The organism is Sphingobium sp. C100 (assembly GCF_000508185.1).
Taxonomy (GTDB): Bacteria; Pseudomonadota; Alphaproteobacteria; order Sphingomonadales; family Sphingomonadaceae; genus Sphingobium.
In genome coordinates, this window is record NZ_AYOY01000153.1 from 1 (window position 1) to 12,240 (window position 12,240).

Consider the following 12,240-nt stretch of genomic DNA (forward strand, 5'->3'; position numbering starts at 1 on the left):
CCGCCGCCGCCATCGCCGCTGGGGCGCGCGCAGCATCGACATCGACATCATCCTCTGGTCGGGCGGGCGCTGGCGCAGCCGGGCGCTGACCATCCCCCATGCCGCCTTCCGTGCGCGCGCCTTCGTGCTGACGCCGCTGGCGGCGATCGCGCCGTGCTGGCGCGACCCGCTCACTGGTCTGGCCGTGCGCCACTTGCGCGCGCGGCTCGCAAAAGCGAAACCAAAGCGCGCGACAAGAGGTTGACCATCCGCGCCGCCCCCTTTAGGGCGTCGTCCACCACTTCGGGGGTCCATAGCTCAGTCGGTAGAGCAACTGACTTTTAATCAGTAGGTCGCTGGTTCGAACCCAGCTGGACTCACCACGTCGCCCAAGGGGCGCCCTGCTCTTTCCTCCCATCGAAGGAAAAGCCGCTTGATCCAGATCATGTCCACCCGCCCCCTTTACGAAGGCTGGCTCAACCTGCTGATGGTGCGGTTGCGCGCGGCGGACGGCGTGGAATTTGAACGGCATGTGGTCGAAATGCGCCGTGCGGTCGCGGTGCTGCCGTTCGATCCCGACCGGCGCGTCGCGCTGACCGTGTCCATGCCGCGCACGCCCGTCATGCTGGCCGGCCTGCCCGACATGATGGAAGCGATCGCCGGGATATTGGAGGATGATCCGGCCGAATGCACGCGACGCGAGGCGATGGAGGAAGCGGGCGTGCGGTTGGGCGACATGACGCATCTGGGCCAAATCTGGAGCATTCCAAGCGTCGTGACCGAAAAGATCGATTATTTTCTGGCCGCATATCGCGCCCCGGACCGGATCGCCGATGGCGGCGGCCTGATCGAGGAGCAAGAGAATATCACGGTCCACGAATTGTCGCTGGACGCGCTGTGGACGATGATGGCGCGCAAGGAGATTGCCGACGGTAAGCTGGCGATCCTGCTGATGGCGCTGCGGCTGCGGCGGCCCGACCTGTTCAGCGTGCCGGTGGACTGATCGCAACGCTGCGCCCCGGCACCGTCACATCGGCTTCGGGCAGGCGGAAGCGGCAGGCTTCGTCCGCGCCATTCACGCAGATTGCCAGCCCGCTGGCCCGATAGCGCAGGACGAGGCGGCGGCGCCCCGGATCTTCCCACTGGGCGATCGTCAGCGCCTCGCCCGCTTCATCCAGCCATGCCACATCCGCATCGGTCAGCAACGCCGTGTCCCGCAATTCGGGCGCATCCGCGCGCAACGCCGCCAGAGCGAAGGCATGGGCCTCCAAAACGGGATCGCGCGCGGCCCAATCGATCCAGCCGATGGCGTTATCCTGCGCATAGGCGTTATTGTTGCCCTGCTGCGATCGGCCGAATTCGTCCCCGGCCGTCAGCATGATCGTCCCGCGCGAACAGAAGAGCGTGGCGAGCAGCGCCATGATGTCGCGCCGCCGCGCGGACTGGATGGCGGGATCGCGACTTGGCCCCTCCACGCCATTGTTCCAGCTGAAATTTTCGCCATGGCCATCGCGATTCTGCTCGCCATTGGCGTCATTATGGCGCTGCGCATAGGCGGTGAGGTCCGCCAGGGTGAAGCCGTCATGCGCGGCGAGGAAATTCACCGTTCGCGTCCGACGCTCGCGAAATATGTCCGATGAACCCGCGATCCGGGTCGCCAGCGCGCCGAGCATGGCCGGGTCGCCGCGCCAGAAACGCCGCATATCGTCGCGATAACGGTCATTCCATTCGATCCACCCGTCGCCGAACCGGCCAAGCTGATAGCCGCCCGGCCCGATATCCCAAGGTTCGGCGATCATCACCCGGTCGGCCAGTATCGGATCGGCGCGCATGTCCCGCAGCAGGGGCGCGTCGGGATCGAACCCCTCTGCCATCCGCCCCAGCGCCGGGCCAAGATCGAACCGGAAGCCATCCACGCCCGCTTGCCGCACGAAATGCCGCAGCGACGCCAGGATCAGGCGGCGCATGTCGGGCGCGTTGCAGGCGATGCTGTTGCCCGTGCCGGTATCGTTGATGAGCCGCCCGTCGTCCGCATGGCGGAAGGCCCCGCGCGCGTCGAGGCCGCGCAGCGACAAGGTCGGTCCCTCCCTGTCGCTTTCGCCGTCATGATTATAGACCATGTCGAGGATGACGCCGATGCCGGCTCGGTGCAGCGCCGCGACCGTTTCGCGCAGTTCGGCGAGGCCGCCGGGCGCCAGCCGGGGATCGAGCGCGAACCAGTTGACCGGATTATAGCCCCAGTAGTTGCTGAGGCCCAGCGGTCCCAGATGGCGCTCGTCGATCCAGGCGTTGACCGGCATCAGTTCCACGGCGGACACATGCAGCGCCTTGAGATGCGCGATCACCGCCGGATGGGCCAGCGCCGCGATCGTTCCGCGCTGCGCCGGGGGCACATCGGGATGCAGCATGGTGAAGCCGCGCACATGGAGTTCGTAGATCAGGCCGCCCGGCGCAAAGCGCGGCTGTTCAGGGGGCAGCGGCGGCAAGGGCGCCTCGACGACGCCCTTGGGCATCAACGGCGCGGTGTCCTGCCCTTCCCCACGCGGCGCGGCGAGCATCGGGTGATAGGCGAAGGGCCGGTCGATCGCCGTCGCATAGGGGTCAAGCAGCAGCTTGTCGGGGTCGAACCAATATCCTGCCGCCGGGTCATAGGGGCCGTCCGCGCGCAGCCCATAGCGCGCGCCGGCGCGGACATCGGGCGCGTCGATGCGCCACAGGCCGTCCGCGTCACGGGCCATGGGCAGGCGCGTTTCCCGGTCATCGGCGTCGAACAGGCACAGCCACAGCGCGCGCGCATCGGGCGCCCGCACGGCGAAGCGCGCGCCGGCGGTCGTCAGTTGCGGCGACCCCGGCCCGTCGCTCATGCCGCCGCTTCGGCCAGCAATTCCCGGTATAGCGCCGCATAACGCGCCGCGCTGTGCCGCCAGGACATATCCGCGCGCATCGCCGCGCGCTGCATCGCCTGCCAGACCGGCCTGTCACCATGCAGCCGCACCGCACGCGCAATCGCGCCATGCAGCGCCAGTGCGTCTGACGGGGCGAACATGATCCCGGTCGCCGCGCCCGCGCTGACGGCGGCTTCATTGGCGTCGATCACCGTGTCGGCCAGCCCGCCGGCCCGCGCCACCACCGGCAGGCAGCCATAGCGCAGGCCGTAAAGCTGGGTCAGGCCGCACGGTTCGAACCGCGACGGGATCAGGATCGCGTCGCCGCCCGCCTGCATCAGGTGCGACAAGGGTTCGTCATAGCCGATCCGCACGCCGATCCGCCCCCGATGCCGGTCCGCCGCGCCCAGAAACGCCCCCTCCAGCGGATGATCGCCCGATCCAAGCAGCGCCAGCTTGCCGCCCAGCCCGACCAGATGGTCGAGCGCCTGGATCATCAGGTCCATCCCCTTCTGCCAGGTCAGGCGGCTGACGATGATGAACAAAGGCGCATCATCCTGATCCAGCCCAAACGCCTTTTCCAGCGCGCGGCGATTGGCGGCGCGCGCACCGGGCGCGCGGGCGCTGAAACGCCGCGCGATCAGGGGGTCTTCGGCCGGGTTCCAGATGTCGGTGTCGATGCCGTTCAATATGCCGTGCAGCCGGTCCACGCGCCCGTTGATCAGCCCGTCCAGCCCCATGCCATGGACCGGAGACCGGATTTCCTCCGCATAGGTCGGGCTGACCGTGGTGATCGCATCGGCCGATACCAGCCCCGCCTTGAGATATCCCACGCCGCCATAATATTCGACGCCATCCACGCCCCAGGCTTCGGGCGGCAGACCGAGCGCCGGGAAAATCTCCGCACCATAGCGCCCCTGAAAAGCGAGATTGTGGATCGTCACCAGCTTGGGCACGGCATGAGCGGCGCCGAAGCGCATATAGGCGGCCGTCATCGCCGCTTGCCAGTCATGGACATGGACGACGTCGGGCCGCCATCCCTTCAGCGCGCCCTCGGCTATGTCCGCGCCCGCGCGCGACAGGGCCGCGAAGCGCCGCCAATTGTCGCTCCAGTCATTGCCGCCCGGCGCGCCATAAGGCCCGCCCTCGCGCGCGAAAAATCCCGGCGCGTCCAGCACCAGCAGGTCCAGCCCGTCGACTTGGGCGGCCAGCAGCGTCGCCGGTTCGCCGAACAGCGCGTCATAGCGCCGCACCGGCTTTGCCTTGCCCAGCCGGGCGATGACGGCGGGATAGCCGGGGATGAGCGTGCGGGTGGCGACCCCTTCCGCCGCCAGCGCGGCGGGCAGCGCGCCCACGACATCGGCAAGTCCGCCGGTCTTGATTAGCGGATAGATTTCGGATGCGACCGACAACAGCTTCATGGTCATGGCCCGCGTCAGGCCGCCAGCCGTTCGATCATCGGCTGGGTCACCAGGCAGATGCCGCTTTCGGTGCGGCGGAATCGCTGGGCGTCATGTTCCGGGTTTTCCCCGATGACGAGGCCGGGCGGAATGATGATCCCTGAATCCAGCACGCATTTGTGCAGCCGCGCGCCCCGCCCGATCTCGCAATTGGGCATGATGATGCTTTCCGTCACGGCCGAAAAACTATGGGTGCGAACGCCCGAAAAGAGCAGGCTGCGATGCAGGGATGAACCGGACACGATGCAGCCGCCCGCCACCAGCGAACATGTCGCCGATCCACGCCGGCCATCCTCATTATGGACGAACTTGGCCGGCGGGGTCACTTCGGAATAGGTCCATAGCGGCCAGCTGCGGTCGTAGAGGTCGAGCGAGGGCACCACATCGGTCAGGTCGATATTGGCCTGCCAATAAGCCTCGATGGTCCCCACGTCGCGCCAATAGGGCATGAGTTCGCTTTCGGCGCGCACGCAACTGCTGGAGAAACGGTGCGCGACCGCTTTCCCATGCTTGACGATATGGGGGATGATGTCGCCGCCAAAGTCCCGCTTGCTGTTCCGATCATCCGCGTCGCGGCGAAGCTGCTCGATCAGGAATCGGGTGCGAAAGACATAGATGCCCATCGACGCCAGCGCCATGTCGGGTTGGCCGGGAATGGGCGGCGGGTCTTTGGGCTTTTCGACGAAGGCGGTGATCCGGTCGTCCGCGTCCACATGCATGACGCCGAAGCCCACAGCTTCCTCGCGCGGCACCTCGATGCATCCGACCGTGACGTCGGCGCCCGTATCGACATGCTGCTGGAGCATCAGCTCATAGTCCATCTTATAGACATGGTCGCCCGCCAGAATGACCATATATTCGGGCGCATAGCTTTCGATGATGTCGATATTCTGAAAGACCGCGTCGGCCGTTCCTTCATACCATTGGCTTTCCGAAATGCGCTGGCTGGCTGGCAATATGTCGAAACTTTCGTTGCGTTCGGGGCGCAGGAAGTTCCAGCCGCGCTGCAAATGGCGGATCAGCGAATGCGCCTTATATTGGGTCGCCACCCCGATGCGCCGGATGCCGCTGTTGAGCGCGTTCGACAGGGCGAAATCGATGATCCGCGCCTTGCCGCCGAAATGCACCGCGGGCTTGGCGCGCTTGTCGGTCAGTTCGGCCAGCCGACTGCCGCGTCCGCCCGCCAGCACATAGGCCATGGCATCGCGCGCGATCGGCTGATATTTCGTCTGCATTGGGCCTCTCCATCCTTCGCCCGCAAGCCGCCTGAACGCGCCCGTCGGTGGTCAATAATCCAGTTCCAGCATCAAGGTTGCAAAGGGGGCGATGGTGATGTTCGCCCAACCTTCCTCGTCGGCCCGGACCATTCCCATATTGCCCGCGCCGCCGCCGCCATAATCCTGCGCGTCGCTGTTCATGATCTCGCGCCAGCGGCCGCCCGACGGCAGGCGCAGCCGATAGCCGTGGCGCGTCATTTGCGTGAAATGGCTGATGACGACGATCGGCATGGCGCCGGGCGCGCGGCGCACCCAGGCGAAGATCGAGTCGGCACTGGCATCGACCAGCACCCATTCGAACCCCTCCGGCTCGCAATCGCGGGCGTGCAGCGCCGGGCGCGAGCGATAGAGACGGTTGAGGTCGCACAGCAGCCGCTGCACCCCCCGATGCGGCGCATGGTCCAGCAGATGCCAGTCGAGCGCCCGCGCTTCGTTCCATTCGTCCCGCTGCGCGAATTCCTGCCCCATGAACAACAGCTTCTTGCCCGGATATCCCCACATCATCGCGTAATAGGCGCGCAGGGTCGCGAATTTCTGCCCGTCATCCCCCGCCATCTTGTGCAGCAGCGACGATTTGCCATGCACCACCTCGTCATGGCTGAGCGGCAGGACGAAATTTTCGGTGAAGGCGTAGAGCAGGCCGAAGGTGATGTCGTCATGATGATGGGCGCGATGCACCGGGTCGCGCTGCAAATAGCGCAGCGTGTCGTGCATGAAGCCCATATTCCATTTGAAGCCGAAGCCCAGCCCGCCCGCATCCACCGGATGGGACACGGCGGGCCAGCTGGTCGATTCCTCGGCAATGGTCATGACGCCGTCATGGGCGCCGTAGATCGCCCGGTTCATCTGTTGGAGGAAATCGACCGCCTCCACATTTTCGCGCCCGCCCTGCGCGTTGGGAATCCACTCCCCCGGCTCGCGCGAATAATCGAGATAGAGCATCGATGCGACGGCATCGACCCGCAGCCCGTCGACATGATAGCGCTCCGGCCAGAACAGCGCGTTGTTGACCAGGAACTGCGCGACTTCGCGCCGGCCATAATTATAAATGGCGGTGTTCCAGTCCGGGTGGAATCCCTTGCGCGGGTCGGCATGTTCGTAAAGGGCGGTGCCGTCGAACCGGGCCAGGCCATGCTCGTCGGTCGGGAAATGCGCCGGCACCCAGTCGAGGATCACGCCGATCCCGGCCCGGTGCGCGCCATCGACGAACCGCGCAAACCCGTCCGGGTCGCCAAAGCGCGCCGTCGGCGCAAACAGGCCCAGCGTCTGATAGCCCCAGCTTGGATCATAGGGATGTTCGCTGATCGGCAGAAATTCGATATGGGTAAAGCCCATGCCAACGACATAGGGGATCAGGCGGTTGGCCAGGTCGTCCCAGCACAGGAAACCGCCCTGATCGTCCCGCTGCCAGGAACCGGCATGGACTTCGTAGATGGCGATGGGTTCGCGCCGGGGATCGGCCTGACGCCAATGCGCCTGGTGCCGCTGATCGCCCCATTCATGACTCGGCGGCGCCGCGACGATGGAGGCGGTGGACGGGCGCAGTTCGGACTGAAAGGCATAGGGGTCCGACTTGAGCGGCAGCAAAACGCCGTCCGCGCCGACAATCTCGAACTTGTAGGTGCTGCCGGCGCCGACCTCCGGCAGGAAAATCTCCCACACGCCCGCGTCCGCGCGATGCCGCATCAGGCCGCGCCGCCCGTCCCAGCGGTTGAAGTCGCCCACTACCGACACCCGCCGCGCATTGGGCGCCCAGACCGCGAAATGCGTGCCGGTCATGCCCTCATGCTCGATCACATGCGCGCCCAGCTTGTCGAACAGCCGGCCATGCGAGCCTTCGGCGAAATAATGATCGTCCATCGGCCCCAGCACCGGGCCATAGCCATAGGGATCGACCAGCGCATAGTCGCTGCCGTCGGCATAGCGCGCCACATAGCGCAGCGGCTGGCGCTTGCGGATCGACACCTTGCCGCAGAACAGCCCGCCGGAATGCACCTGCGCCAGTTCGCCCACAGGCTTGCCCTCCAGCGTCTGCGCACGAACGCTCAACGCCTCCGGCAGCATCACGCAAGCGGTGAAGCCCTGGTCGGCCGGATGGACACCCAGCGTGGCGAACGGGTCATCCTCCCGACCCTGCGCCAGCCGCTCGATCTGCTCCGGCGTCAGCATCGCCTATCCTCGTCCTTCATTCATGCCGGGATTTTCCAGATGTCGGTCGCATATTCGCGGATGGTCCGGTCCGACGAGAACCAGCCCATCCGTGCGACATTGTGGATCGCCTTCTTCGTCCAGAGCGGCTGATCCCGCCACAGCCGGTCGACATCGCGCTGCGCGGCCGAATAGCTGTCGAAATCGGCCGCGACCATGAACCAGTCATGATCGTAAATCCCCTGGATCAAGTCCTTGTAGCGATCGGGATCGTCGGGGGAGAAGACGCCGCTGGCGATGGCGTCGAGCGCCTGGCACAATTCCCGGCTCTCGCCGATCACGGCGCGCGGATCATAGCCGCTGGCCCGCCGTTCGTTCACTTCCTGCGCGGTGAGGCCGAAGATGACGATATTGTCGGCTCCGACATGGTCGCGCATCTCCACATTGGCGCCGTCCAGCGTGCCGATGGTGAGCGCGCCGTTGACCGCGAATTTCATGTTGCCGGTGCCCGACGCTTCCATGCCCGCAGTCGAAATCTGTTCGGACAGGTCCGCCGCCGGGATCATCATCTCGGCCATGGAAACATTATAATTGGGCACGAACTGCACCTTGAGCAGCCCCTGCACCGCCGGGTCATGATTGACCGCGCGCGCGACGTCATTGGCCAGTTTGATGATGAGCTTGGCATTATGATAGCTGGACGCGGCCTTGCCGCCGAACAGCTTGACGCGCGGCACCCAGTCCCGTTCCGGGTGCGACCGGATCTGGTCGTAGAGCGACACCGCTTCAATGATGTTAAGCAATTGCCGCTTATATTCGTGGATACGCTTGATCTGGATGTCGAACAGGGCGGCCGGGTCGATCCGCGCGTTGATGCGCTTGCGCAGCAGGTCGGCGAGCGCGACCTTGTTGGCGCGCTTGATCGCGAGGAATTTCTCCTGGAAGCCGCTGTCGTCGGCAAAGCCATCCAGCTCGCGCAGCGCTTCGGGATCGTCCGTGAACCGGTCGCCGATCGCGTCGCGGATCAGATCGAACAGGCCGTGATTGCACTGCATCAGCCAGCGGCGGAAGGTGACGCCATTGGTCTTGTTGTTGATCCGCGTCGGATAGAGTGTGTGGAAATCGGCGAAGACCGTTTCCTTCATCAGGTCGGTATGCAGCGCCGACACGCCATTGACGCTGTGCGATCCGGCGAAGGCCAGATTGCCCATGCGCACGCGCCGCCCGCCATGTTCGTCGATCAGCGAAATCGCGCCGATCGCCGCATCGTCGAACTGCCGCGCCCCATCTTCGCTTTTCAGGCGCCGCGCCTCGGCCAGCAGGCGGCTGTTGACCGCATAGACGATCTGCATGTGGCGGGGCAGCAGCCGTTCGAACAGCGGCACCGGCCAGCTTTCCAGCGCTTCGGGCAGCAGCGTATGGTTGGTATAGCTGAAGGTGCGCCGGGTGATGTCCCACGCCTCGTCGAAATCCAGCCCATGATCGTCCAGCAGGACGCGCATCAGTTCCGCCACCGCCACCGCAGGGTGGGTATCGTTGAGCTGGATCGCCGCCTTGTCGGGCAAGGTCTGAATCGCACCGAAATATTGGATATGCCGCCGCACAATGTCCTGGAGCGACGCGGAGGAGAAGAAATATTCCTGCCGCAGCCGCAATTCCTGCCCCGCGGCCGAGGAATCGGCGGGATAGAGGACGCGGGTCAATGCTTCGGCCCGGTTGCTTTCGGCGAGCGCGCCGAGATGATCGCCGGCGTTGAACTTGTCGAGCAGGATGGGATCGATCGGCTGCGCCTCCCACAGGCGCAGCGTGTTGACCCGCTTGCCCCGCCAACCGGCGATCGGCGTGTCATAGGGGGTCGCGATTACCCGTTCATTGGGCTTCCACTGCATCTGGTGCGGCCCGGCGTCCTCGCCTTCCGCCGGGTCCACACGGCCGCCAAAGCCGACCTCATAGCTGGCCTCGCGCCGCTCAAATTCCCAGGGGTTGCCGTGCGCCAGCCAGTTTTCGGGCAGTTCGACCTGCCAGCCGTCCGAAATTTCCTGCCGGAACATGCCGTTCACATAACGGATGCCATAGCCATAAGCAGGCACGTCCACCGTCGCCATGCTTTCCATGAAGCACGCCGCCAGTCGTCCCAGGCCGCCATTGCCCAGCGCCGCGTCCGGTTCCAGCGCGGCGATGATGTCGATGTCGACGCCCAGCGACGCCAGCGCCGCCTGCACATCGTCCAGCATTTCCATGTTGGACGCCGCGTCGCGCATCAACCGGCCGATCAGGAATTCCAGGCTCAGATAATAGACCCGCCGCCCCTGTTCCTCATAGGTTTTATGGGTGGAATCGATCCAGGCGTCGATCACCCGGTCGCGAATGGCGAGGATCACCGCGTGCAGCCAGTCATGCGGCTTGGCCGCCGCCGCATCCTTGCCGATGCGATAGGTCAGCCGCTCGACAATCTCCTGCGCCAGCAGTTCCGGGGTGACCTGGCGCGGCGCCGGTTTGGGAAGCTTGGTCTGGCCCTTGAGGTTCATGGCGCGCGGTCCCCCTGTTGAATCACCGGCGATGATGACACAGGCTCAAGCCCCGCGCCATCGCCATTTCGGCGGTGCAGCAAGAACTTGCGGCGCGCGGATTCGATCCCTTAGGCCCGCCGCGAATCGACGATCGCGTCCGCGACTCCCTGGCGCAGTTGCGCCCGCACGGGATAGGCGCTCGACGGCAGGAGTTGGGTCATGAAGATGCCGATCAACCGCTCGACCGGATCGATCCAGAAATAGGTCGAAAACACCCCGCCCCAATAATATTCGCCGCCCGGCAGGCCCATGGCGAAGCCCAGGCCGAAGCCCACGCCCTGATAATCCGCTTCGCTGAACATCGCGCTCGACATGGCCGCAAGATCATGGCCGCCGGGCAATTGGTTGCTGCGCATCTGCGCAACGGTGTCGGCCGCGAGCAGGCGCACTCCGTCCAGTTCGCCGCCGCGCAGCAGCATCCGGGCGAAGCGGTGATAATCGCCGGCCGAGGAAACCAGGCCACCGCCGCCCGACAGGAAGCGCCCCTTGCGCCGCCAGCCGCTGCGCGCGCCCAGATCGGCGACCACGCGATCGCCGTCTTCCTCCAGCCGCCAGGCGTCGGTCATCCGCGCCGCCTTGTCATCGGGCAGCATGAAAGTCGTGTCCGCCATGCCCAGCGGGCCGAAGATCCGACGCTGGAACAGGCTTTCCAGGTCCATGCCCGTCAACCGTTCGACCACCACGCCCAGGACATCGGTCGATACCGAATAATTCCAGCGCTCGCCCGGCGAAAATTCCAGCGGCAGCGTCGCCAGATCAGCAATGAACTGGTCCGATGTGCGGTTCTGCTGGAATTCGTCGAGGCCGAGCTTGCGATAGCGCGCGTCGATCGGCGTCTGGCGCTGAAGCCCGTAGGTCAGGCCCGATGTGTGGCGCAGCAGGTCGATCATACACATCGCCCGTTTGGGCTTCGCCCGATTGGCGCGCCCGACACGCAGGTCCGCAAATTCGGGAATGACCGCCTCGACCGGCGTATCGAGCGAGACCAGCCCCTGCTCGACCAGCATCATGAAGGCGACCGAGGTGACGGGCTTCGTCATCGACGCGATGCGGTAGAGCGCATCCGGCCGCAACGGCGTTCCGTCGGCCCGCGCTACGCCCCGCGCGACCGAAAGCAACGGCTTTTCGTCGCGCGACAGCAGAAAATGCATATGCGCCAGCTTGCCGCTCGCGACATAGCTCTCGTCCAGAAAGGCGACCAGCGCGTCCAGCCGGTCCGGGTCCATGCCCACCGCCGCCGCCTTCCTGTCCAGCCCTTCGATCATCCGCACTGCCGCTCCTGCTGCCGTTTCGCCCAGCGCTAGAGCAGGCGCACGCGCAGGTAAACAGCTTGACGATTGCCAAGACCCCACCCTCCCCTCTATGGCAACCGGCCTGATCGCACGCATTGGACCAAAGACAGGCATGGCCACCGGCCTATCCGCGATATTCATGACGAACCGCGCCGCCCTGCTGCGGTTCCTGCGCGCGCGCGGCGCCGGCGACGAGGCCGAAGACCTGCTCCAGGACATGTGGATGAAGCTGGAGGCGAAGGATCTCGGCCCGGTTTCCGACCCTTTGCCCTATCTCTACCGCATGGCCAACAACCTGATGCTCGACCGCTATCGCTCGTCCACGCGGCGCGAGCGGCGCGAACAGGATTGGGCCGTCGGCGCGGGCGGGGTCATGGCCGATCCGAACGAGGACATCGCCGTGGACGAACGGATCATCCTGAACCAGCGGCTGGACGAAGCCCGCGGCGTGCTGCGGACGCTGGGGCCGCGCGTCGAAATGGTGTTCCGCCGCTTCCGCATCGAAGGCGTCGGCCAGAAAGTCATTGCGGAGGAACTGGGGGTCAGCCTGACCACGGTGGAGAAGGATCTGCAAAAAGCCTATCGCGCGATGATGGCGCTCAAGCAGAAAATGGATACGGAATGAGCGG

General features: G+C 65.5%; 9 protein-coding genes and 1 tRNA gene. 4 read left to right on the forward strand and 6 right to left on the reverse strand.

Annotated features, from left to right (window positions below; genetic code table 11):
- The 3 genes from C100_RS37920 to C100_RS37930 all read left to right on the forward strand — a co-directional run.
- On the forward strand, positions 1-244 hold a 244-nt coding region (locus C100_RS37920; RefSeq protein WP_024020315.1), incomplete at its 5' end, for a 2-amino-4-hydroxy-6-hydroxymethyldihydropteridine diphosphokinase.
- 42 nt (positions 245-286) lie between these two features.
- Positions 287-362 (forward strand) — tRNA-Lys (locus tag C100_RS37925).
- Positions 363-412: 50 nt separating this feature from the next.
- On the forward strand, positions 413-982 hold the full coding sequence (locus C100_RS37930; protein ID WP_024020316.1) for an NUDIX domain-containing protein: 570 nt from the start codon (positions 413-415) through the stop codon (positions 980-982).
- On the opposite strand, the gene glgX is transcribed toward C100_RS37930, so the two are convergent.
- From glgX to C100_RS37960, 6 genes are all read right to left on the reverse strand, one after another.
- Positions 963-2,843, reverse strand: coding sequence for a glycogen debranching protein GlgX (gene glgX, locus C100_RS37935; RefSeq protein WP_024020317.1), 1,881 nt, complete (start codon positions 2,841-2,843; stop codon positions 963-965). The two genes, C100_RS37930 and glgX, sit on opposite strands and share 20 nt — an antisense overlap.
- Complete coding sequence (gene glgA / locus C100_RS37940; protein ID WP_031309647.1) at positions 2,840-4,291, reverse strand: glycogen synthase GlgA; 1,452 nt, start codon at positions 4,289-4,291, stop codon at positions 2,840-2,842. The genes glgX and glgA overlap by 4 nt, the downstream gene beginning before the upstream one ends.
- Before the next feature lie 8 nt (positions 4,292-4,299).
- Positions 4,300-5,559, reverse strand: coding sequence for a glucose-1-phosphate adenylyltransferase (gene glgC / locus C100_RS37945; RefSeq protein WP_024020319.1), 1,260 nt, complete (start codon positions 5,557-5,559; stop codon positions 4,300-4,302).
- A 51-nt stretch (positions 5,560-5,610) separates the two neighbouring features.
- Entirely contained in the window at positions 5,611-7,770 is a 2,160-nt protein-coding gene (gene glgB / locus C100_RS37950) for a 1,4-alpha-glucan branching protein GlgB (RefSeq protein ID WP_024020320.1), read from the reverse strand.
- 20 nt (positions 7,771-7,790) lie between these two features.
- Positions 7,791-10,277, reverse strand: a complete 2,487-nt coding sequence (locus C100_RS37955; RefSeq protein ID WP_024020321.1) for a glycogen/starch/alpha-glucan phosphorylase — start codon at positions 10,275-10,277, stop codon at positions 7,791-7,793.
- 110 nt (positions 10,278-10,387) lie between these two features.
- On the reverse strand, positions 10,388-11,584 hold the full coding sequence (locus C100_RS37960; RefSeq protein WP_024020322.1) for a serine hydrolase domain-containing protein: 1,197 nt from the start codon (positions 11,582-11,584) through the stop codon (positions 10,388-10,390).
- 139 nt (positions 11,585-11,723) lie between these two features.
- Between C100_RS37960 and C100_RS37965 the strand changes: the two genes are divergently transcribed.
- Positions 11,724-12,236, forward strand: a complete 513-nt coding sequence (locus C100_RS37965) for an RNA polymerase sigma factor (RefSeq protein ID WP_031309648.1) — start codon at positions 11,724-11,726, stop codon at positions 12,234-12,236.
- Positions 12,237-12,240: the final 4 nt, after the last annotated feature.